This window comes from Pelotomaculum sp. PtaB.Bin117, assembly GCF_002067195.1.
Lineage (GTDB): Bacteria > Bacillota > Desulfotomaculia > Desulfotomaculales > Pelotomaculaceae > Pelotomaculum_D > Pelotomaculum_D terephthalicicum.
Map to the genome: position 1 here is coordinate 32,992 of NZ_MVQM01000178.1, position 22,018 is coordinate 55,009.

General features: G+C 49.6%; 22 protein-coding genes and 1 other annotated feature. Of the genes, 18 read left to right on the top strand and 4 right to left on the bottom strand.

The genetic code is table 11. From position 1 onward, the window contains the following. Positions 1–34: 34 nt before the first annotated feature. The 18 genes from cobU (at position 35) to A4E54_RS15045 (ending at position 18,555) form a co-directional block, all read left to right on the top strand. A complete protein-coding gene (gene cobU, locus A4E54_RS14960; RefSeq protein ID WP_240083430.1) occupies positions 35–613 on the top strand; it encodes a bifunctional adenosylcobinamide kinase/adenosylcobinamide-phosphate guanylyltransferase in 579 nt (192 codons plus the stop codon). Between the two features lie 50 nt (positions 614–663). Then, on the top strand, positions 664–1,410 hold the full coding sequence (cobS, locus tag A4E54_RS14965; protein WP_240083393.1) for an adenosylcobinamide-GDP ribazoletransferase: 747 nt from the start codon (positions 664–666) through the stop codon (positions 1,408–1,410). A 30-nt stretch (positions 1,411–1,440) separates the two neighbouring features. Continuing rightward, complete coding sequence (gene cobC / locus A4E54_RS14970) at positions 1,441–2,055, top strand: alpha-ribazole phosphatase (RefSeq protein ID WP_240083392.1); 615 nt, start codon at positions 1,441–1,443, stop codon at positions 2,053–2,055. 74 nt (positions 2,056–2,129) lie between these two features. Then, complete coding sequence (locus tag A4E54_RS14975) at positions 2,130–2,354, top strand: helix-turn-helix domain-containing protein (protein ID WP_240083429.1); 225 nt, start codon at positions 2,130–2,132, stop codon at positions 2,352–2,354. A 138-nt stretch (positions 2,355–2,492) separates the two neighbouring features. Then, positions 2,493–2,615: a sequence feature (ribosomal protein L20 leader region), on the top strand. Between the two features lie 15 nt (positions 2,616–2,630). Next, the gene (gene infC, locus A4E54_RS14980; RefSeq protein WP_240083428.1) at positions 2,631–3,146 is read left to right on the top strand and encodes a translation initiation factor IF-3; all 516 of its coding nucleotides are present in this window, start codon (positions 2,631–2,633) and stop codon (positions 3,144–3,146) included. Between the two features lie 16 nt (positions 3,147–3,162). Continuing rightward, positions 3,163–3,354, top strand: a complete 192-nt coding sequence (gene rpmI, locus A4E54_RS14985) for a 50S ribosomal protein L35 (protein ID WP_240083391.1) — start codon at positions 3,163–3,165, stop codon at positions 3,352–3,354. 41 nt (positions 3,355–3,395) lie between these two features. Beyond that, the gene (gene rplT / locus A4E54_RS14990) at positions 3,396–3,749 is read left to right on the top strand and encodes a 50S ribosomal protein L20 (RefSeq protein WP_240083390.1); all 354 of its coding nucleotides are present in this window, start codon (positions 3,396–3,398) and stop codon (positions 3,747–3,749) included. A 141-nt stretch (positions 3,750–3,890) separates the two neighbouring features. Then, on the top strand, positions 3,891–4,538 hold the full coding sequence (locus A4E54_RS14995; protein WP_240083389.1) for a potassium channel family protein: 648 nt from the start codon (positions 3,891–3,893) through the stop codon (positions 4,536–4,538). A gap of 11 nt (positions 4,539–4,549) precedes the next feature. Next, on the top strand, positions 4,550–5,353 hold the full coding sequence (locus tag A4E54_RS15000; protein WP_240083388.1) for a TrmH family RNA methyltransferase: 804 nt from the start codon (positions 4,550–4,552) through the stop codon (positions 5,351–5,353). A 129-nt stretch (positions 5,354–5,482) separates the two neighbouring features. After that, positions 5,483–5,575 carry a YqzL family protein gene (locus A4E54_RS15005; protein ID WP_282442325.1) on the top strand — a complete coding sequence of 31 codons (93 nt, stop codon included), beginning with the start codon at positions 5,483–5,485 and terminating at the stop codon, positions 5,573–5,575. A 342-nt stretch (positions 5,576–5,917) separates the two neighbouring features. Further along, positions 5,918–6,940: a phenylalanine--tRNA ligase subunit alpha gene (gene pheS / locus A4E54_RS15010; RefSeq protein WP_286726602.1), complete on the top strand. Its 1,023-nt coding sequence runs from the start codon at positions 5,918–5,920 to the stop codon at positions 6,938–6,940. 57 nt (positions 6,941–6,997) lie between these two features. Then, positions 6,998–9,418 carry a phenylalanine--tRNA ligase subunit beta gene (pheT, locus tag A4E54_RS15015; protein WP_286726603.1) on the top strand — a complete coding sequence of 807 codons (2,421 nt, stop codon included), beginning with the start codon at positions 6,998–7,000 and terminating at the stop codon, positions 9,416–9,418. 110 nt (positions 9,419–9,528) lie between these two features. After that, a complete protein-coding gene (locus tag A4E54_RS15020; protein WP_240083385.1) occupies positions 9,529–9,789 on the top strand; it encodes a cell division protein ZapA in 261 nt (86 codons plus the stop codon). Positions 9,790–9,853: 64 nt separating this feature from the next. Beyond that, complete coding sequence (gene polX, locus A4E54_RS15025) at positions 9,854–11,572, top strand: DNA polymerase/3'-5' exonuclease PolX (protein WP_286726604.1); 1,719 nt, start codon at positions 9,854–9,856, stop codon at positions 11,570–11,572. Positions 11,573–11,634: 62 nt separating this feature from the next. Then, positions 11,635–12,237, top strand: coding sequence for a DNA-3-methyladenine glycosylase (locus tag A4E54_RS15030; protein WP_240083426.1), 603 nt, complete (start codon positions 11,635–11,637; stop codon positions 12,235–12,237). A gap of 164 nt (positions 12,238–12,401) precedes the next feature. Beyond that, the gene (locus A4E54_RS15035) at positions 12,402–13,358 is read left to right on the top strand and encodes a Nif3-like dinuclear metal center hexameric protein (RefSeq protein ID WP_286726695.1); all 957 of its coding nucleotides are present in this window, start codon (positions 12,402–12,404) and stop codon (positions 13,356–13,358) included. Between the two features lie 7 nt (positions 13,359–13,365). Further along, a complete protein-coding gene (locus A4E54_RS15040) occupies positions 13,366–15,897 on the top strand; it encodes a U32 family peptidase (protein ID WP_240083383.1) in 2,532 nt (843 codons plus the stop codon). A gap of 303 nt (positions 15,898–16,200) precedes the next feature. Continuing rightward, positions 16,201–18,555 carry an endonuclease MutS2 gene (locus A4E54_RS15045; RefSeq protein WP_240083382.1) on the top strand — a complete coding sequence of 785 codons (2,355 nt, stop codon included), beginning with the start codon at positions 16,201–16,203 and terminating at the stop codon, positions 18,553–18,555. A gap of 47 nt (positions 18,556–18,602) precedes the next feature. On the opposite strand, the gene A4E54_RS15050 is transcribed toward A4E54_RS15045, so the two are convergent. The 4 genes from A4E54_RS15050 to A4E54_RS15065 all read right to left on the bottom strand — a co-directional run bounded on the left by A4E54_RS15050 (position 18,603) and on the right by A4E54_RS15065 (position 22,012). Then, positions 18,603–18,914 (bottom strand): carbohydrate-binding protein, encoded by a 312-nt coding sequence (locus tag A4E54_RS15050; RefSeq protein WP_240083381.1) that lies wholly within the window; start codon positions 18,912–18,914, stop codon positions 18,603–18,605. Between the two features lie 212 nt (positions 18,915–19,126). Beyond that, positions 19,127–20,794 carry an ABC1 kinase family protein gene (locus A4E54_RS15055; RefSeq protein WP_240083380.1) on the bottom strand — a complete coding sequence of 556 codons (1,668 nt, stop codon included), beginning with the start codon at positions 20,792–20,794 and terminating at the stop codon, positions 19,127–19,129. 126 nt (positions 20,795–20,920) lie between these two features. Next, positions 20,921–21,208 carry a phasin family protein gene (locus A4E54_RS15060; RefSeq protein WP_240083379.1) on the bottom strand — a complete coding sequence of 96 codons (288 nt, stop codon included), beginning with the start codon at positions 21,206–21,208 and terminating at the stop codon, positions 20,921–20,923. A 363-nt stretch (positions 21,209–21,571) separates the two neighbouring features. Next, positions 21,572–22,012 (bottom strand): type II toxin-antitoxin system HicB family antitoxin, encoded by a 441-nt coding sequence (locus tag A4E54_RS15065; protein ID WP_240083424.1) that lies wholly within the window; start codon positions 22,010–22,012, stop codon positions 21,572–21,574. Positions 22,013–22,018 lie beyond the last annotated feature (6 nt).

Below are 22,018 nucleotides of genomic sequence, written 5' to 3' on the forward strand. Positions count from 1 at the left end.
CGGGGTTTATTATTACTAATTGGTGAGTAAATCGATGAAAGGTAAGCTGATCTTGATTCTGGGCGGCGCGCGCAGCGGCAAAAGTAAGTTTGCCGAGAAAGTGGCCGTTAGTTTAGGCGGCAAGATAACCTATATTGCAACCGCGGCGCCGCTTGATAAGGAAATGGCCGAACGGATCCGGCTGCATCAGGCTTCCCGGCCCGGAGACTGGCAGACAGTTGAGGAGCAGAAAAACGTTGCCGAAGTAATATTAAATGGCCGTAAAGGTGATGTGTTCCTGCTGGACTGCATAACTCTGTGGCTGACCAACATGCTGCTGGATGAGCAATTACCAGGGACGGGTGCAACAAGGTCTGAAAAAGAAATGTTTATCCTGGCGCAGGCAGCCAGACTCGCTGAAGGTGTCAAGTCAGGAGCGCATCTGGTTGTCGTGTCAAATGAAGTTGGCATGGGAATTGTCCCGGATGCATCCTTAGGCAGAACTTTTAGGGATCTGGCCGGCAAAGTCAATCAGGTTCTGGCCGGCAAAGCTGACCGTGTCTATCTGGTAATCGCGGGACTTCCCCTGGAACTAAAAGCAACGGCCGGTACCGGGTTTGAGCTTGATCTGTGAAAAGCCGAGCATTAAAAAATAGCATTTAAAAGCCTAAGGGAGCTTTATTTTTGAAAAGTATCTTGTTTGCTTTTTATCAACTTACCAGGTTGCCTTTGCCCGCCATAACATTTGATGAAGTCGCCTGCGGCAAGTCGACAGCGTTTTTCCCACTGGTGGGACTGAGCCTTGGCGCCGTTATGACTGCTTTGGCATGGGCGGTAAGGTTGATTTACCCTGCCCAAGTTGAGGCGGCGCTGCTTGTTGTAGGAATGGTTGTTCTGACAGGCGGTGTGCACCTGGACGGTTTTATGGACAGCATTGACGGATTATTCAGCGGTCGGTCCAGGGAAAGAAAATTAGAGATTATGCGTGACAGCCGGGCGGGTGCTTTCGGAGTGGTCGGGGTAGTGTGCCTGTTGTTGTTGAAGTACTGCCTGTGGCTTGATTTAATTGGCAATGAACTGACCAGGATTTTGCTGGTTGTACCGGCTTTAAGCCGTTGGGGAATGACGATTGCCATTTCAATGTTTCCCTATGCCAGAAATGATGGTTTGGGAAAGGTGTATGCGTTGAATACAGGTGCTAAAGAACTCTCGGAGTCCACTTTTTTAGCGGTGATAATAGCTGGTTTTCTAATGGGCTTGACAGGTGTCTGGCTTATTCTGATATGTGCGGCGATTACCTGTCTGGCCGGCCTGTTAATAACCAAGAAGTTAGGCGGACTTACGGGAGACGTATACGGTTTTATCAACGAAATATTGGAAGTGGCGCTGTTGCTGGCAGTATATCCGGTACTCCGCATAAATCTTGTTTAATAATAATTTATAAATACTGGAGGGAATTGAATGACTTGCCGGATTTATTTTGTGCGGCATGGAGAAACATCGTGGAATGCCTTGTTGAAAGTTCAAGGTCACTCAGATGTCTTTTTATCAGACCGGGGACGCGAGCAGGCGGAGATGTTGGCACAGCGCCTGGCCAATGAAAAAATCCATTGTTTTTACAGCAGCGATTTAGCAAGGGCCTATGAAACCGCAAGGATCGTTGCCCGGCCACATGAACTTGAGGTTATAGCAACACCGGCTTTAAGAGAACTAAATTTCGGGGTCTGGGAAGGTATGACCGCGAAGGAGATTGAGGAGGTTTATCCCGGACAAATAGAGAGTTGGTGGACCAACCCTCTAGACACACGTATTCTGCAGGGGGAAAAACTGTCGGAGATGACGGAGCGCTGCGTGCACGAGGTAAAAAATATTATTAATAAGCATGACAACGAAACCGTTTTAGTGGTAGCCCATGGAGGAGCCATTCGCAGTATTATCTGCAGTGTGCTGGGGATTAATTTGAACGAGCAATGGCGCCTCCACTTGGATAATGCCTGCTTGAATCTGGTTGATTTCCCGCGATGGGAAAGAGGCATATTAAAGCTGTTTAATGACTGCACTCATTTAAAAAAATAAATGCCGCAATATTATATTTAGACTGACCGATACTGGGTATAATACTGAAAAAACGGGGTGGATTAATGGATAACATGGATTTTGTCACACAAAGCCGTGTTCCCTGGAGCAGTGAGCCCAGTCTTAAGGAAATGACCCGTGAAGTCGGAGTAGACTTTGACCGGTTTATTGAAGATCTTAAAGAGGATAAAACAGACGTTGAGATGGCTGAGGAGTTTAACGTGTCCGAGAAGCTGATCTATCACTTGCGGGAGCATTTTTATTCGCACGGTTTGGGCTCGATCGAAGGTCAGGACTAGCGGCTTAATACTGTGTGCAGTAATTGGCGGTTAAATAATGAATGAATAAGCACAGAATGAATAGCTTTTTTATGAATAAGCTTTTTTATTGACTTGTAAAGCTTGATATGTTATAATACAACCATTAAATAACAAATGTTAAGTAAGTAGAAGCCATCCGCTTCTCACCTTACGACGCGCCCTTAAAAACGCAGTCCATAAGGTTTCTTGATAGGTAATTAGCTTTTGAGCGGGTGGGTATGCCCGCTTTTTTATTTTTTGGGAGGTGAACACGTTATCACAAAAGATTTCCGTATTAATGAGGAGATCAGGGCTAGAGAAGTTAGGGTTATTGACAGCGAAGGGACCCAACTCGGTATTATGCCTGCTAGAGAGGCTCAACGGCTGGCTGAGGAAAGGCAACTTGATCTGGTGGAAGTTGCTCCTGCCGCGAAACCGCCTGTTTGCCGGATCATGGACATCGGCAAGTATAAGTACGAGCAGAGCAAGCGAGAGAAAGAAGCCAGGAAAAAGCAGAAGATTGTCAGTATTAAAGAAGTAAAACTCCGGCCCAATATTGAGAATCATGATTTTGACGTAAAAGCAAAAAACGCTATCAGGTTTTTAAAAGATGGTGATAAAGTCAAAGCAACTATAATATTCCGCGGACGTGAAATTGTCCATACCCAGCTGGGTCAAAAATTACTGGCCCGGCTGGCGGAATGTTTGGGTGAATACTCGACGGTTGAAAGGCAGCCAAAATTAGAAGGTAAAAATATGATTATGATTTTAGCACCAAAACAGGATAACTAGGAAGGAGTGTATTAACTTGCCTAAAATAAAAACACACCGTGGAGCGGCAAAACGATTTAAAAAGACGGCTACCGGGGAGTTTAAAGGTTCACATGCTTTTCACAGCCATATTCTTGGCAAAAAGAGCGCCAAGAGAAAACGCAACCTGCGCAAGGCCACTGTTGTTAGCGCTGTCGACGCCGGTCGCCTGAAGAGGCTGTTACCCTAACGTTACTTGTATAGATTCGTCATATAAAGGAGGAATATTACATGCCACGGGCGAAAAGCAGTGTGGTTTCACATAAAAGACATAAGAAGATCTTGAAATTAGCCAAAGGTTACCGGGGTGCAAAAAGCAAACTCTACAGGGTTGCCAACCAGCAGGTAATGAAGTCGTTGATTTACGCCTATCGCGACCGGAAGGCAAGAAAACGTGATTTCAGGAAGCTTTGGATAGCCAGAATCAACGCTGCCGCCAGGATGAACGGCATTTCATACAGCCGCTTGATGAACGGGCTCAAACTGGCGGGCATTGAGATAAATAGAAAATTACTGGCCGAAATGGCAATTAACGACGCCCAATCTTTTGGCCGTCTGGTTGAGATGGCCAAGGCAAAACTCTAAGGTATTAAAATTTGATACCGGGTGAGCTCGAGAAAATGTGTATGGGGTTTGACTGATGACAAAAAGCATGATAAATATTATCATGCTTTTTTTTAAGACTTGAGGATTATTTCTGATGATTATGGAAGGAGGAGGGAAGCTGTGAAACAGATAGCAGTGATTGGACTGGGGCGATTTGGCGGCAGTGTGGCGCTGACCCTTGCCAAAATGGGGTATGATGTCCTGGCTGTTGATACTAACGAAGAAAAAGTAAATGATATTAAAGACAGTGTAACTTATGCCGTCCAAGTAGACGCGATGGATGAGCAGGCTTTAAAAGCGTTGGGCATACGCAATTTTGATGTGGTGATCGTGGCGATCGGGCAGGATATTCAGTCAAACATACTGGTAACAGTAATGCTGAAAGACATGGGTGTGAAAAAAGTGGTGGCAAAAGCGGTCACGGAACTGCACGGAAAGGTTCTGGAAAGAGTCGGAGCTGATAATGTGGTCTTTCCTGAGCGCGATATGGGAGTGAGGGTGGCTCACGCCCTGGTTTCCAAGAACATTCTCGACCAGATAAATCTTTCCCCGGACTACAGCATCGTCGAGCTGATCACGCCGGAAGAATTTGCGGGACAAACCTTGGAAAGGGCGGATGTAAGGATGAAACACGGTGTCACTGTGCTGGCTATCAGACGCGGCAATGAAGTAATCATCTCCCCCGGAGCCAAACAAGTTGTTAATTCTGGAGATATCCTGGTAGTGGTGGGCAGGGAAGATAAACTCAAAGATCTGGAAGAGAGGTAGGTAACTTTAGTTTGCTGAGCAGACAAAACCCCCGGATAAAATACTTGCGCCGTCTTACAAACCGCCGCTTCAGGGAGATGGAAGGTAAATTTATGGCCGAGGGTGTTCGTTTTGTGGAAGAGGCGTTGGCATCATCTTTTACCGTGGAAATGCTGGTTTATTGCCGGAATACGGGGTTAAACTCCCGCGGGCGCGCCTTGCTGGAAGCGGCATCCTTTAACGATATTCCGGTCCTGGAGGTGGAAGAGGCATTTTTTAAAGAGTTGGCTGAAACTGTCACGCCACAGGGCATCTTGGCGGTGGTAAAGTGGCGGCGGCTAAAGCTGGAGGACTTGCGCGCGGGAGTGAACCCCTGGCTGCTGGTGCTGGTTGACGGAGTGCTTGATCCAGGGAATATGGGTACTATTGTGCGTTCGTCTGACGCTGCCGGCGCCGACGGCGTTATTCTTTTGAAAGGGACAGCCGATATATTCAACCCGAAAGCGCTGCGGGCCACTATGGGTTCTATTTTTCATATTCCAGTTATTCAAAACAGTTCGTTTGAGGAAGTAGAATTATTTATTAAACGTCACGGCGTCAAACTGGTTGCCGGCATGCCACGTGGTGAAAAAGCAATTTTTGAAAGCAATTTGACTGAATCTTGCGCTTTGGTAGTCGGCAGTGAACCACGGGGGCCCGGAGAAACTGTCATGTCCGGGGTGTTTGAACGCGTGCATATTCCGATGCCGGGACGCGCTGAATCTTTAAACGTGGCGATATCAACAGCCATAATGCTATACGAAGCTGTGCGCCAGCGCAGTTCAACAAGTAGTTGATAAATAATTAAGATATTTTTGGTCACATGATCATAACAATTTGGTCACAAACTTTCTTGTCATCAATTTTGGCGTATGGTATAATGACGTAGAAAGGTCCCCAAAAAATTGAGGAAAGGTTGTGGTTAAATGCTTTTAACCGCCGAATTTTTTTGGAGGATGTTCGAAGCGACAGGTTCGGTAAGGGCTTATATGCTTTACAGGAGGCTGGCAATTCATTAGTTTTTAATAAATTCAACAGATAAATGGTGATGAAGGGGATAAGTAGATGCCCGGTGTTCTGCAGGGAGGGTGGGTCAGTGGACTGAAAGCCCGCCTAGAATAAGGGTCATTGAAATTCACCCCGGAACTGCAACTGAACGTGTCAATAAGTAGGTGCCGCCGGAACTTCTACCGTTATATGGAAGATAGTATCGGGTTTTGTTTTGCCCCGTACCTGATAGGGTGGTTATCTCGGAAAACAATCCGTCCCTGGAGGACGGTTTTTTTATTGATGGGAGTCGCTAGAGGCGATTTTTTATTTTTAGGCGATTATTGTATAATGCGCTAAAGGAGGTTGATTTGATGGAAGAGAAGTTGCGGCGAATTGGCGCGGACGCTCTCCGGGAACTGTCGAATGCCGGCACTCTGGAAGATTTAAATGAGCTGAGGGTAAAATATCTGGGGAAAAAAGGTGAGCTAACCCAGGTGATGCGGGGCATGGGAGCGCTGAGCGCGGAGGAAAGGCCGCTTATCGGCCAGATTGCCAATGAAGTAAGGTCTTTAATAGAAAAAGAGCTGACAACAAGGACCGCGGCGCTGAAGGAAGTAGCCAGGGAGCAGCGTTTGCGGGAAGAGGGTATTGACGTAACCCTGCCCGGTTCACCACTATTGCGTGGCAGCAAACATCCGCTGACCATAGTAACTGAAGAAATCCAGAAGTTCTTTTTGGGATTGGGATATAGCATTGCCGAAGGACCGGAAATCGAGACCGATTACTACAACTTTGAGGCGCTTAACCTGCCCAAGGATCATCCGGCGCGGGACATGCAGGATACTTTCTTCATCAGTGACGACACTTTGCTGCGCACCCACACATCTCCGGTTCAGGTGCGCACCATGGAAAAAACAGTGCCGGGTTTGCCGGTGAAAGTAATTGTACCGGGCAAGGTTTACCGGCGCGACGATGACGCCACCCATTCGCCCATGTTCAACCAGGTGGAAGGTCTGGCCATTGACCGCCGGATTACCTTCAGTGATTTAAAAGGGACGCTCGACCTTTTCATGAGGGACATATTTGGGCCCAAGACAAAAACGCGTTTCCGCCCCAGTTATTTCCCTTTTACCGAACCCAGCGCGGAAGTGGATATTTCCTGCGTCATGTGCGGCGGTAAAGGCTGCCGGGTTTGCTCGCACACCGGCTGGTTGGAGATCCTGGGCAGCGGCATGGTTCATCCGCGGGTGCTGGAAGTATCCGGCTACAATTCGGAAGAGGTCACCGGTTTTGCCTTCGGACTGGGCGTGGAGCGGATTACCATGCTGAAATACGGTATTGATGACTTGCGGATTCTATTCGAAAATGACTTGCGGTTTTTGCAGCAGTTTTAATAATATTGCCGTAATGGCTGAAGCGTTTATAAGACCGATTTTAGGAGGTTTGCGACCGTGTACATATCTTATAATTGGCTAAAGGATTTCGTCGATTTTGATCTCGCGCCGCAAGAACTTGCCGACCGGCTTACCCTCGCGGGTATTGCCGTGGAAAGTGTAACCGAATTGGGCAAGGATATTAGCGGGGTGGTAACCGGGCGGATCGAGAAAATTGACCCGCACCCCAACGCCGACAAGCTGGTAATTACCAGGGTGAATACTGGTGAAGAAAAACTGCAAATAATTACAGCGGCTACAAACGTCAAGGAAGGCGACGTCATACCGGTGGCCCTGGAAGGGGCCAAACTGGCCGGCGGATTTGTAATCAAGCGGGCTAAGCTCAGGGGGGTGGAGTCCCGCGGGATGATGTGCTCCGGGCAAGAGTTGGGCATTGACGCAAAAACTATGTCGGCTGAGCAAGCCCACGGGATTATGATCCTGCCGCCGGGAACCCCTCTCGGCCGTGACGCGAAAGAAATATTGGGTCTGAATGACTTCATTCTTGAACTTGATCTTACGCCAAACCGCGGTGACTGCCTGTCGGTAGTCGGCGTGGCGCGAGAGGTGGCCGCGCTGCTCGGGCGGCCGTTCCGTCTGGCGGAACCCTCTTTCCCGGAAACAGGGGAAAATATCAGCGGACAGGTCCGTGTGGATATTGACGCCCCCGATTTGTGCCGGCGTTACGTGGCGCGTTTAATTAAGAACGTCCGGATCGGCCGTTCGCCGTTGTGGATGCAGTCACGCCTGCGTGCCGCCGGAATGAGGCCGATTAGCAACCTTGTCGACGTGACCAACTATGTCATGCTGGAAATGGGCCAGCCCTTGCATGCTTTTGACTACGATAAGCTTGTCGACCATCATATTATCGTCCGCAGGGCTAAAGATGGTGAGAATATGGTTTCTCTCGACGAAGTCTTGCGGGAACTAAACCAGGATATGCTGGTAATCGCCGACCCGTCCGGACCGGTCGCGGTGGCAGGGGTTATGGGCGGATTGTCCACGGAAGTAACGGATAACACAACTTCGATTTTGCTGGAGTCGGCTTACTTCAACCCGGTCAGCATCAGGCGGACTTCTAAGTCGCTCGGCTTGCGCTCCGAAGCGTCCCTGCGTTTTGAAAAAGGCATTGATCTCGGCGGCTGTCTGCAGGCAATTAACCGGGCCGCGCAGCTTATTTATGACATGGACGCGGGTGATGTGGTGAATGGTGTTGTTGACAACTATATCTCACCGGTAAGCGAAAAAACAATCATGTTCAGGCCAAAACGCGCTACATACGTTCTTGGGCTGGATATCCCCAAGGAAAAGGCGTCTGATATTCTGTCCCGGCTTCAGTTTAAGGTGCAGGACGCGGGTGCGGACCTGCTGGTCACCGTACCGACTTACCGGGTTGATGTGAGCATTGAGGAAGACCTGATTGAGGAAGTAGCCAGGATTTATGGTTATCACGAGGTGCCTGCCACGTTGCCGTCCGGCTCCGCAAGTCACGGGGCTAAGACAAAGGAACAGTCGTTCCGGACAATGATTGCCGATGCCATGGCCGGTGCGGGATTTAATGAGGTGGTAACCTACAGTTTCACCAACCCGCGTGTTTTTGATCTGATGAACCTGCCTGCGGACAGCCCGTTCAGGAATACGGTGAAAATACAGAACCCGCTCAGTGAGGAGCATTCGGTAATGCGCACGATGATGCTTCCCGGGCTGCTGGAGGTACTAGCCAAAAACTTCAACCGCAGGATGCAAGAGGGAGCTGTTTTTGAACTTGGCACAATATTTACGCCTGGGCAAGAAGGCCATCCTCATGAAGAACGCCACGTACTCGCTGCCGCGGCCATGGGACGGGCGCCCGGGAACTGGAAAATGCAGCCGCGGGAATTTGACTTCTATTTCTTAAAGGGTGTGCTGGAAAGTATTTTTAGAGAATTAGGGACGGAGGATGTTAAATTTTATCCGGAAAAAGCCAATCCGTCTTTCCATCCGGGCAGGACGGCCACATTGGACGCGGGGGAACGCAAAATCGGCATTATTGGCGAACTGCATCCCAGTGTTCTGGAGAAATATGATTTGCCTGAGCGGGTTGTGGCGTTTGAAATTGATTTTGAAGGGTTGTATGCTGTTTCAGGAAAGCCAAAGGTATACAATCCGCTGCCCAAGTTTCCTGGTGTCGAACGGGATTTGGCGATCGTGCTGAAAAGGGAAAACCAGGCCGGGGATATTATGGAAACAATCCGAAAAACCGGCGGAAAACTGCTTAGATCTGTATCCTTATTTGATATTTACCATGGCGAGCAGGTTCCCGCAGGTTATCAGAGCATGGCTTTCGCGCTGAAGTTTCAGGCCGCGGACCGTACCCTCACTGACGCGGAAGTTAGTGAAGTGACTGCCGCCATTGCCGCCGAGTTGTCCAGCCGTTTTGGAGCCCAGCTGCGAGGTTGAAAAGCGCTATAATGTGCAAGAGCCTGTGAAAATATTTTTAAGGTGAAGGAAATTGTGGCAGCATGACGAAATAACTATTATTTATTTTGATTAACACCTGGAGGAGTTTTATGTCCGAAGAGCAGAAGTTCCGGGTTGAAGTTGAAATCTTTGGCGAGTTCTATACGCTAAAAGGCGATAGTTCCCCGGCACAGATGATGAAAGTAGCCCAGTATGTCAACCATAAAATGAAGCAACTGGCTGAACGCAACCCAAAACTGAGCAAGTCGCAAGCAGCTGTGCTTGCTGCCTTAAACATGGCGGATGAATTGCTTAAACTCCGGGAAGAATATGAAAATATGGTTAAAATGCTTGAACCTGAATCAAAATAAAACGCACTTGAACTCATGAAGTGACTTCATGAGTTTTATCTTATGCTGAAGTGGGGCGATTATCTTGCGAAATGCTGAAATAGCCCGAATATTTTATGAGTTGGCTGAATTGCATGAGTTTAAAGGGGATGATTTTTTCAAAATTCGCGCCTATCGCAACGCGGCAAAAGTGCTGGCCGGCCTAAGCGAACCTGTTGAAGAAATTAAAAAAAACCGCGGGCTGCAAAAGATCCCCGGGATTGGCAAAAATATTGCAAAAAAGATAGAGGAAATTCTATTAACCGGACGGCTGCAAAAGCACGAGGAGCTGCTGAGGGAAGTGCCTCCGGGCGTAATGGAAATAATGTCTTTGCCCGGAATCGGGCCAAAGCGAGCCTACCTGCTTCAGGAAAGACTGAACATCACCAGCCCCGAAGAGCTTGCTGAGGCGGCCCGGGCCAAGCGTGTGCGCGGCCTGCCGGGGATGGGGGTCAAGCTTGAGATGGATATTATCAGGAATGTGGAAATGATCAAAAGACGGTCGGGCAAAGTTTTACTGGCTACTGCGAGAGATCTGGCCGCGGAGTTGACGGAATACTTAAAAATTATTCCCGGTGTGATAAAAGTGGAAGTTGGAGGCAGCATACGCCGGTGGCGGGAAACGGTAGGGGATATTGACCTGGTGGTCGCGGCTGAAGAAGCAAATGAGGTTTTTGAGGCCATGGCAAGCCATCCCCGCATCAAAGAAGTGTCGGAAAAGGCTGCAAACCGTGCCGGGTTTTATTCCTGGTGGGGTATTTATGTGGAATTGGAGGTGGTGCCGGAGGAGATGTTCTTTCCGGCGCTGCATAAGAGCACCGGAAGTAAAGCGCATTTGTCGCGCTTGCAAGAAAAATTTGGGGTAAAAGGCGTTGATTTTACCCGTTTGGTAATGGAACGGACAGGCATAATGCATGGTGAAGAAGATATATACGCTGCTCTGGGCATGCCGTACATACCTCCTGAAATCCGGGAAGACCGGGGTGAAATTGAATGCGCCCTCAAGGACAGCCTGCCACAACTGGTGAAACAGGGTGATATCGTGGGCGACTTGCATATTCACACCTCTTGGAGCGACGGTGTCGCTTCCATAGAACAAGTTGTGCAGCGGGCGAAAGAAAAAGGTTACAAGTATTTGGCTATTACCGACCACTCTCAGTCTCTCAAAATAGCAAAAGGGCTATCTCTGGAAAAGCTTAAAGAACAGCACCGTGAGATTGCCCTGCTAAATGAGAAATTTGATGAAAATAATGAAGAGTTTAGAATACTCACCGGAATAGAAGCGGATATCCTGCCCGGGGGGGAGCTGGATTGTCCTGATGAAATACTTGAAAAAACGGACCTGGTGGTGGCATCGGTCCACCGCGCTTTTAAACAGGACCGGGAAAAAATGACCGGCAGAATTATTTCAGCAATAAAAAATAAAAATGTCGACATCATCGGTCATGCGACCGGGCGCTTGCTGGGCAGGCGGGATGGATACGCTCTTGACATGGAGAGAGTATTGGATGCCGCCGCCGCTTGTGGTACGATATTGGAGATAAACTCGTCTCCGGACCGTCTGGATTTAAATGACGTAAATGCCCGTTCGGCCAAAGCTAAAGGTATTAAAATTGCCGTCAACACGGACGCCCATGACTTGAAAAGGATGGATGAAATGCCTTATGGAATCGCGGTGGCGCGCCGGGCTTGGCTGGGAGCGGGTGATATTGTCAACACGATGCCTTTGGATAAACTCCTCGCATACCTGGACAAGAAAAATTAGTAACTGCTCAGAATTCAGGAGTCAAGAGTCAGAATAAGATAAACCTACATTGGGTGCGTAGAATGTTAAATGCTTCCGGGATATTTATAAATAAGGAGATCCTGCCCCGCGCTTTTTACAACCGTGATACAACCGCAGTAGCCAGAGAACTGCTGGGCAACCTGCTCGTGCACATGTCTCCGGAAGGAATCACCGCCGGCAGGATTGTGGAAACAGAGGCTTATCTGCAAGATGACCCGGCCTGCCATGCTTCTCGCGGCATTACCCGCCGAAACCGGGTGATGTTCGGACCGCCGGGTCACGCTTATGTATATTTTATTTACGGTATGTATTACTGCTTTAATGTGGTTTCCGCCCCGGAAGGCGTAGGGGAAGCTGTTTTGATCCGGGCGCTGGAGCCGGTTGAAGGGATACAGCTGATGCGTTTGCGGAGGAAGCGGGAGAAGCTGGAGGAACTATGCGGAGGCCCGGCAAAACTGGTGCAGGCCATGGGTATAACACGCCGCCATAACGGCACAGACTTGACAGGAGGAAAGCTCGTTATTTATCAGGGGCAAAAGAAAAGTGAGCCAATCGTCGCGACAACCCGTATCGGCATTAGAGAAGGAACTGCTCTGCCGTTGAGATATTACCTGAAAGGCAGCCGGTTTATTTCTAAAAAATAAAGAGTCAGAAGTCAGGAGTCAGAAGATAGGAAACAGAAGACGGAAGACAGGGGTAAGGAGAAGGGTAAGGAGCAGAATGAGAGAATGGTTTTTGTCTTAAAATGTTCCGACTCCTGACTACTGAATTCTGAGTATCTATTATTTGGGGACAGGGGGAAGGTAAGCTGAAAATCAGGGATATTTACGAATTGGCCGTGCAAAAGGGTATTGAAAACGACCCGCGGTCAAGGGAAGCAGTGCTTAAATTGCTGGAAAAGGAACAGAAAAATTTTAATGAGCTAAAAGAAGACGAAAAGAAAGAGTACGACCAGGACCGGTTGTTTAACCCGTACGGTGACACCAGGGTTCTCTTCGGCGAACCTGAGCATGAGGTTAATCGTGTGCTGACCGGTATCGACATGGAAGCGGCCGAAGTGCTCCTGGCCGACCGGCTTACCGCCCGGGGGCAACCGGTGGATCTGATCATCGCCCACCACCCGGAAGGAAAAGCAATGTCGGCTCTTTACCAGGTGATGAAAATACAGGAAGACGTGCTTGCCGGTTTTGGCGTGCCGATCAATGTGGCTGAAGGGATTATGGCCTCGCGTATCAGTGAGGTCAAGCGGGGGTTGTTGCCTCTGAACCATAACCGGGCGGTGGATGCCGCCAGGCTTTTGGGTATTCCTTTGATGTGCGTGCACACCGCCGCGGACAATCTGGTGCAATATTATCTGCAAAATATAATAAACGAAGAAAAGCCGGAAACCCTGGAAGAACTGATTAAGTTCATGAAAAGCATCCCTGAGTACGCCGAGGCGGTGAAGTATAACGCGGGTCCGGTTATTGTTGTCGGCGGCAAGGAAAAGCGTGCCGGCAGGATCATGGTGGATATGACCGGAGGCACGAGCGGTTCCGAAGACGCGTACGCCAAGCTGGCCGTGGCCGGCGTTGGTACGCTGGTAGTGATGCATATCGGTGAAAAACACCGCAAAGAAGCGGAGAAAAATCATATCAATGTAATCATAGCGGGACACATGGCCAGCGACTCGCTCGGGATGAACCTTTTCCTCGATGAGCTGGCGCAGCGGGGTATTGAAGTAATCCCTTGCTCCGGGCTATTAAGATATGTGCGGAAGGAGTAACACTTAAATGCCGGTTAAACCGGAATTGCTCGCTCCCGCCGGCGCCTGGGAATCCCTGGTGGCGGCGGTGGAAAACGGGGCGGACGCCGTTTACCTGGGCGGCAAATCTTACAACGCCAGGGAATCTGCCGGCAACTTTGATGACGACGAGTTGATTAAAGCGGTGGAATTTGCCCATGTGCGCGGGGTTAAGGTTTATGTTGCGGTCAACACGCTTCTGGCGGATCATGAACTAACCGGCGCGGCGCAGTTTTTGCACTTCTTGCAGCGTGCCGGCGCCGACGCGGTAATCGTGCAGGACGCGGGCTTAATCAGGCTTGCCCGGCGGGTTATTCCTGAACTGCCCCTGCATGCCAGCACGCAAATGACTGTTCATAACCTGCCGGCGGCGCGGCTGTTGAAAGAAAAAGGCATCAGCAGAATCGTACTGGCCCGGGAGCTTTCCCTGGAAAACATCAAGGAAATTACCGGGTGGGGCGGGGTTGAGGTGGAATCATTCGTGCACGGCGCTTTGTGCATTTGCTACTCCGGCCAGTGCTTGTTGTCAAGCCTGATCGGCGGACGGAGCGGCAACCGGGGCCGCTGTGCCCAGCCCTGCCGTCTTAGTTATGTTCTGGTCGATGAAAAAAATCGACCGGTGGCTGAGCCGGATGCGGCGGGCGAGCACCTTTTGAGTCCCCGCGACCTCAACATGAGCCGTCACCTGCCCGATTTGCTCAATGCCGGGATCACCTCTTTAAAAATTGAAGGCCGGATGAAGAGGCCGGAATATGTCGCGACCGTAGTCAGAATTTACCGCAAGCTGCTGGACCGGGCCGCTGAAGGCGCAGGTTATGAGGTTACCCCTGAGGAGGCTGGGGAGCTGGCCCAGATATTCAACCGTGATTTTACCACCGGCTATTTTTACGGCCATCCCGGCCGGGATTTGATGAGCTACAAACGCCCGAACAACCGCGGGGTCCGGCTGGGAAGGATAAAAGGTTTCGACAGGAAACAAAAGATGGCCGAATTGTCATTGGAGAAGCCGCTGCGGCTGGGCGACGGCGTTGAAGTATGGGTTACCGAGGGAGGGCGGGCGGCCGGAGAAGTGCGCCGGATCGTCAAGGACGGAAAAAGTGTTGAACGGGCCGCCGCCGGGGATATAGTGTACCTGGATATACCCGGCCGGGTTTTTCCCGGCGACCGTGTCTTTAAAACCCATGACGCCGATCTGATTGAGCGGGCGAGAGCAACATTTGCCTCTCCCAAGGAACAGAAGAAAATACCGCTGATATTTGAGGTCTTTGCCCGTCTCAACGAGCCCTTGCTGATCAGAGTGACTGACCAGGGCGGGCTGACCGGGGAGGCGGAAACAAAGTCCCCGTGCCAGAGAGCCCTGAAGCGCCCTTTGACCCGTGCATATTTAGCGAACCAGCTTGGAAGGTTGGGGAATACCCCGTTTGCCATGACGGACTTGCGTTGCGAACTGGCGGAGCCGGTGATTGTGCCGGTAGCTGAAATCAATGAGGCGCGGCGCCGGGCGCTCGCCGTACTGGAAAAGCGCCGCATGGCCGCCGCCAGGCAAGAACCGGTTTCTGATCAAGATTTCCGCCGCCGTTTGTCCGCCGCTTTTTTTCATGAAAAAATGGCTAAGCCGGCAACTGTCGGGCTGCCTGAACTGGCTGTCGCCGTGACCGATTTGGCTTCCTTGGCGGCGGCGGTGGAAGCGGGAGCCGGAATAGTATATTTCGGCGGTGAGCAGTACCGCTCCAAAGAGCCTGTAACTCCGGAAGTTATTCAACCCGCCGGCGAGCTATGCGGGAAAGCCGGCGTTCGTTTTATATTATCGTCGCCGCGTATTTTGCAGGATAAGGAACTTGCCTGGTTTTGCCGTTTATTGGAAAAGGTGGACGCAACTCTTTTGGACGGGGTTCAGGCAGGCAACCTTGGCTTAATCACAAAGGTGGGAAAAATTACCGGCAAACCGGTATACGCAGATTTTTCACTGAACGTGTTCAACCGCGAGGCGGCTATCTTTCTAATGGAAACAGGGGTGGCCCGCGTCACCCTTTCGCCTGAGTTGACCATGGAGCAAATCCGCCGTCTGGCGCCTGCTCTGCCAGTTCCCGCTGAAGTGATTGTGCACGGGGCTTTGCCTTTGATGGTCTCCGAACATTGTGTTGCGGGCAGTCTGCTGGGCTGCGGCAACAATTGCGCCGGACCATGCGCCGGCAGGCACTGGGGGCTGAGGGACCGCAAGGGGATTGTATTTCCGTTTGAGATGGATCAGTTCTGCCGGATGCAATTATTTAATTCCCGGGATCTCTGCATTATCGAAGATATCGGGTTGCTGGCCGGAACAGGCGTGACGGTGCTTCGCATCGAAGCAAGGCGCGAAGGGGCTGAATATGTCCGCGACGTTGTGCGGGCTTACCGTTTGGCTATGAGCAAGCTGCCCGAAGCACTGGAGGATGGCGTGGAATCGCGTGCAAAAGAAGCTTTGGTCAAGTACAGCCCGGGTGGATTCACCAGGGGGCATTATTACCGTGGAGTGCTGTAGATAAACTGCCTGTTCTATTATTGATTGCACTAATACAACAGAGATATATGTGAAAGTAGTATTAATATAAGATAAAATATTAAAGTAGAATAAAATAAATAGCTTATTTGACTAATAGCAATATTGGAACACAGGAGATATTATCAATAGTTTATTAGCCAAAATTATGGCAGATAAAAGGTACCAGAATTATAGTGAAATTGACTAATTCGTTAATTGTCTACTATAAGATAAGCTGTCTAGAACATAAAAAAAATATATGCTATAATTTAGTTAACATAAATAAGCAGGAAGGCCAGGCTTATGGACCATAAAACGTTATTAAGACTTGAATATAATAAGATCAAAGAACAACTGGCCGGTTACGCTGGATCACCTCTTGGCAAAGAGCGGGTATGGGAACTGGAACCTGTTGACGACTTGGAAGCTATTCTCAGGTGGCAGGCAGAAACCAGCGAAGGACGTGAAATGCTCCGGCTGGACCCGACCGCTGAGATAAATGGTTGGCGCGATATAAGGCCACAGCTGCAAAGAGCCGGCCGCGGGGCCTTGCTCGAGCCGGAGGAGCTTACAGCAATAACCGACACCCTCGCAGCCTGCCGGATAGTAAAAAATTTTCTTGAGGAAAAACGGGAGCGTTATCCCATTCTCAGTGAACTGGGATTTGCTTTGGTCTCTTTGCCGGATCTTGAAAAAAAGATAAAACGAGCCATCCTGCCCGGCGGTGAGATCGCGGATCATGCTTCCTCCGCTTTGGCGCAAGTGCGTCGCAAGCTGTTAAACGCCCAGTTCCAAATCAAGGAGCATCTGGAGCATGTCATCCGTTCTCCGGAATACCAGAAGTATTTGCAGGACCCGATTGTCACAGTCAGGGAGGGCCGTTATGTGGTGCCCGTTAAAATCGAACACCGCAGCCAGGTGCCCGGAATCGTGCACGACCAGTCCGCCAGCGGCGCCACTCTGTTTATCGAACCGATGGCGGTAGTCGACAGGAACAATGAGATAAGGCGTTTGACGGTATTGGAAAAACAGGAAGTGTTAAAAATCCTAACCGAGTTATCGGCGGAAGTGGCCAGCAATGCCGAGGCCCTGCTCATCTCCCTGGATGCCTTGGGGGAGCTTGATTTTATTATGGCCAAGGCCAAGTACAGTGAGAAGTTGAATGCCTGGGCTCCGGCTTTTGCAGGCGAGGCGTGCATGAATATCCGGCAGGGCAGGCATCCACTGCTGCAAGGGGCGGCGGTGCCGGTAAACCTGCGGCTGGGTGAGGATTTTGACACGCTTGTCGTGACCGGTCCCAATACCGGCGGCAAGACGGTAGCTTTAAAAACCGCCGGCATTATGGTATTGATGGCTCAATCCGGATTGCACCTGCCGGCTGAGGACGGTTCAAAAATCGGGTTGTTCCGGCAAGTATTCACGGACATCGGTGACGAACAAAGCATCGAGCAGTCTCTAAGCACATTCTCCTCCCACATGGTTAACATTGTGGAAATCATCGGTAAAGCCGGCCGTGACAGTCTAGTCCTGCTTGATGAGCTGGGGGCCGGAACAGATCCGACGGAGGGGGCGGCTCTAGCCCAGTCGATTTTAGAAAAATTGCACACTGCGGGCGCTAAAACTATCGCAACTACCCACTACAACGAGTTGAAGAATTTTGCCTATACGCGGGAGCGGGTGGAAAATGCCAGCGTGGAGTTTGACGCTGTCACTTTAAGGCCCACGTACCGTCTTCTAACCGGGCGGCCCGGCCGCAGCAACGCTTTTGAAACGGCGTTGAAATTAGGGCTGCCGGAGCAACTGGTGGAGCGGGCAAGGGAATTTTTAACTGTTGAACAAATAAAGGTTGAAGAATTGATGCAGAATTTGGAGAAGGCACAACAGGAGGTAGAGGCCAGTCGCGTTGAGGCTGTTGAATCAGCTGAAAAAGCCCGGTTATTGAAAGAAAAATATGAAAAGATGGAATTTGACCTTGCCCAGAAGCGGGAGTCCATTCTGGCAAAAGCAGGGGATGAAGCAAGATCTCTGGTTAAAACCGCCAGGTTGGAAGCCGAATCAACAATTAAAGAACTGAGGGTGAAACTGGCCCGGGAAGCGGCTCATGTTAGGGAGAACGCTATTCAGGAAGCCAGGGAAAAGTTATCGGCACTGCAAAAAAAAGTAAACAAGGCTGTGCCCGAAAAAGTTATCGCCGGCAAGGTCCCGGGGATTCTGCTCAGCGGGGAAGAAGTGTATTTGCCAAAGTTCAACCAGCACGGTGTTGTTCTGACGCCGCCCGGTCCTGAAGGCGAAGTGCAGGTGCAGGTAGGTATTATAAAAATAAATGTGCCTTTAAATGAACTGCGCCGGGTTGAAAAAAACAGACCAGGCGGGCAAAGCGAAACGGCCAGGGTGGCGCTGAACAAAGCGCAAGAGATTTCATTCGAACTTGATTTGCGGGGACTTTATGCTGAAGACGCCTTGTTTGAGGTGGAAAAGTATCTGGACGACGCTTTTTTAGCCGGGCTGGCCAAAGTACGGCTGATACACGGCAAAGGCACAGGCGCGCTGCGGATGGCTATCCACAAGCACCTCAACGGGCACCGCCGGGTGAAGTCCTTCCGCCTGGGCGAACAGGGCGAGGGCGGGTTTGGTGTCACAGTAGTCGACCTGGCATAGTAAAAGCGAACTACCAGTAAGAAACCGGGTTTAACCCCGGTTTCTCATTAACCGATATTATAGGACCAGTTGTAGCCATTATTGTTATCCCAGTTGTTTGCGCTATCGTGGAAGCAGAAAGTTAACTGCCTGTCCTCCATATTAAGCGTTTTTTTCCAGCCCTCCGCCGTGCGCTGCATCCGGTAATCATCGACAATTCTCCAGTGCATCGGATCACCAAAACCCGCGTGCAGATAAACCTCATTTGCTCCACTTTTATTTAGAAGCCCGTTATAGATAATTGTAACATCGCTGCCGTCCGGTGTAAGCGATTTAACATGAACACCGCGGGAAGAGTCTGACCAGTCGTGGTAATGCAATATCCACACCTCCTTTTTTATTGTTTGCGTTCATTCAATAAGTATTTTTTGCAAAATTTATATTACTATGAGTACCTAAAATTGTAATTAAAGTATAGGAATGCACTAATAACAAGGCCTGGCGTAACAATTTACATTTATAGTCATTGTGCCTTTGGCAACACCGGCCCGAAATGCAATCTCGTCGACGGCTATAAGGAGAATAATCAGGCTTAAAAACCACCCGAGCGCAGGATTGAAACCAGAAACCAGAAACCCAGCACCGCAACCACTAAAAATCCCGCTTCCGCTACCGGCACCTGCCCGAACAGAATACCTTCCTTCCGGGCCAGAAAAGCAGATCCGATAACCAGGCCGGTTATCACAATGCTAAAGGCCAGCCGGTTGATCATTTTGTTTACCCTGTTCAGAACTTCATCAATCTGGGGAAGCTGGTGTTTTAATTTCAACTCTCCTGCCGCAGCCAGGTCCAGCACCGTACTGACCTGTTTCGGCAAGAAGGAAAGAACATCCCCAAATTCCCGGAGGTTTTTAATCGCGGCTTTCGACAATGCTTGAGGTGAAAGCTTCTCCATAAGCAGACTTTTCCCAAACGGCTCGGCTACTTTAATTATGCTCAACTTCGGATCAAGCTCTTTCACTATCCCTTCCAGGATCAACAGTGCCTTTGCCAGCAAGGTGAATTCCGTTGACAGCCGGATGTGATATTTTAAGGCGACACTCACGATGTCGTTTAAAGATTCTGCCAGGCTAATCTGACTTAAGGGGACCTCATAATACTTTCTCTGCAATAAGTTGATATCCAGGCGCAGAAGCCTTTTGTCAACATTTTTGGGGACAACCCCCAGGTCTAAAACTGCCTTCGTTATTGCTTCGGAGCTTTTACTTACCAGTGCCGTCAGCAGTTTTACCACTTTACTTTTGGTTTCTTCCGTAAGGAGCCCAACCATGCCGAAGTCCATGAAGGCAATTTCCCCTCCGGAGAGCGCCGCCAGGTTTCCGGGGTGCGGGTCGCCATGAAAGAAACCGTCTATTAAAATCTGCTTAAATATAGCTTGGGCTAATTTCCTGGCCAATGCCGGCCGGTCCAAACCCAGGCGGTTAATTTCCTGTAGGTTATTAAGCTTTATCCCATGTACATATTCCATGGTTAAAACTTTTTTGGTAGTAAAGTCCCAGTAGACCATAGGAATGAACACACCGGGCTCGCCGGCAAAATTCTTTCTGAAAGCATCAGCGTTGCGGCCCTCGGCGTTATAATCCAGCTCTTCGTGGAGGGTCCGGTCAAACTCGCCCACCGTCTCGACAAAGCTGTACATCTCCGCCCAATTCGAACGGCTCTCGAGAAAACGCGCCACATCATATAGTATTTCGAGATCGATGTTGATGATTTTCTCAATATCCGGGCGCTGGACTTTAACCACTACCTTCTGGCCGTCGGGCAGCGCGGCCCGGTACACCTGGCCTATGGAAGCGGCGGCCAGCGGTGCGGGGTCAAACTCGGCATATATTTCCTCTAATGGCTGGTCTAATTCCCTTTCAATCTGCTGTTTGGCCGTATCAAATGCAAAAGCCGGCACCCTGTCCTGAAGTTTTCCCAATTCAATTAAATAATCCGGGGGCAGCAGGTCGGCCCTGCTGCTTAGAATTTGGCCCACTTTTATAAATGTCGGCCCCAGTTCCTCAAGTGCCAATCGTACCCTTTGGGGCATGGAAAATTGTTCTATCCGGGGCTCTTTTTTAAAAAACACTTTTCCGGGAATCGATACAAAATCCGCCAAGCCCAGGTGGTGTAGAATGTGGCCGAAACCGTGTTTTAGCAAAATATTTACAATCTCCCGGTAGCGCTGCAAATGTTTGTACCGCCTGCGCAGTTGCATAACAGCATCATCCTTCGCCTTATTTAATTCTGCCTGGCCGACCCTTTCTTTATGGGGTGAGTAAAAAATTATGAAGGGTACGGAAAACTACTACGTTCTCAGTACCCTTCCATAATCGGTAATCGGTTAACTTAATTTCTTTATTAATTCATCCAGTTTTTGTTCCAATCTTTCGATGTCCTGCCTGGTGGCCGGCCTTAGCTGCCCCGGGGAACAGCATTTCTGCTCGATTGCCGCCCGCAAGGATTCTTTCTCCGCCTTCCCCTTGTCTTCTAACTTCTGGAGCAGTTCCCTGGCTTCATCCCTGGTGGTTTCGCCTTTCTTAGCCAGCTCGTCAATAACTTTTTTAACCTTTTCCCTGCCAAGTGAGAGTGCCCCGAGTCCGGTTAGAAAGGTTTTTTCCGCTATTTGCACCTGTCTCACCCCCTTTCAATAAACCTCGCACCTACAGTTTTTCCTGCTTAATGCATTTTAACGCCTACTGCAATCCAATTCATACAAATTTTATTTCTTATACTTAAACCACTGCCTGGCCTTTAAAAAATATAGACTACTCAGTACATGTATTGTACTAAACGGTTTAAATTATAAATTTCCTTCAAACAAAAATCAAGGGTTTGCCGGATTCGCCTGCCGCTGGAACCTGCGTCTGCACCGCCCGGATAGGGGCACAAGACTAATGAAAAAAGCCGGGGTCAATACCGGCGGGAGCCTGCCCGGGCAGCATTTCCATATCATTGATTTTCGCAAGTCTTTGAGATAGTGAAAGCAGTCCGTTTAGGACTGCTTTTTATAATCACTGATACCGAAATAATTTTTTAACGCGGATTGAAGAACCTGGGACAAATTTATTTTTTCATTCTCAGCCATATCATCGAGCCACTTAGGTAATATTATAGTTTTCTTCACTATTTTATTATCAATATCTTCCCGGAAAACAGGCATCCAAACCTCAATAGGCACTGCCAGCTGGTTCGGCTTTAAGTTTAAGCTGTTTATGACCGTTGGCTCGGGAATGCGCTCACCGTCATTTTCCATGTCCAATAAGTGAAGGCCAAGAGCTTCTTTGGCGTTTTTAAATGCTTCTTCGTTAGTTTCAGCGCAAAGTAAGCAGCCGGGCAAATCAGGAAATTCGATTGAAATGCCATCATCGTAGTAATTAAAGATGGCAGGGTAGATGTAACGGTCTGGAAACACGTCAGTTCTTTCTCCTTTCATCACCTT

What these genes read in the sequence shown, in the direction of transcription:
- A4E54_RS15020 (WP_240083385.1), top strand. Translation starts at nt 9,529, where the DNA reads ATGTCCGAAGAGCAGAAGTTCCGGGTTGAAGTTGAAATCTTTGGCGAG.
- A4E54_RS15005 (WP_282442325.1), top strand. Translation starts at nt 5,483, where the DNA reads ATGCTTTTAACCGCCGAATTTTTTTGGAGGATGTTCGAAGCGACAGGT.
- pheS (WP_286726602.1), top strand. Translation starts at nt 5,918, where the DNA reads ATGGAAGAGAAGTTGCGGCGAATTGGCGCGGACGCTCTCCGGGAACTG.
- cobC (WP_240083392.1), top strand. Translation starts at nt 1,441, where the DNA reads ATGACTTGCCGGATTTATTTTGTGCGGCATGGAGAAACATCGTGGAAT.
- A4E54_RS15040 (WP_240083383.1), top strand. Translation starts at nt 13,366, where the DNA reads ATGCCGGTTAAACCGGAATTGCTCGCTCCCGCCGGCGCCTGGGAATCC.
- cobU (WP_240083430.1), top strand. Translation starts at nt 35, where the DNA reads ATGAAAGGTAAGCTGATCTTGATTCTGGGCGGCGCGCGCAGCGGCAAA.
- A4E54_RS14975 (WP_240083429.1), top strand. Translation starts at nt 2,130, where the DNA reads ATGGATTTTGTCACACAAAGCCGTGTTCCCTGGAGCAGTGAGCCCAGT.
- A4E54_RS15045 (WP_240083382.1), top strand. Translation starts at nt 16,201, where the DNA reads ATGGACCATAAAACGTTATTAAGACTTGAATATAATAAGATCAAAGAA.
- A4E54_RS15030 (WP_240083426.1), top strand. Translation starts at nt 11,635, where the DNA reads ATGTTAAATGCTTCCGGGATATTTATAAATAAGGAGATCCTGCCCCGC.
- A4E54_RS15065 (WP_240083424.1), bottom strand. Translation starts at nt 22,012, where the DNA reads ATGAAAGGAGAAAGAACTGACGTGTTTCCAGACCGTTACATCTACCCT.
- rplT (WP_240083390.1), top strand. Translation starts at nt 3,396, where the DNA reads ATGCCACGGGCGAAAAGCAGTGTGGTTTCACATAAAAGACATAAGAAG.
- A4E54_RS15055 (WP_240083380.1), bottom strand. Translation starts at nt 20,794, where the DNA reads ATGCAACTGCGCAGGCGGTACAAACATTTGCAGCGCTACCGGGAGATT.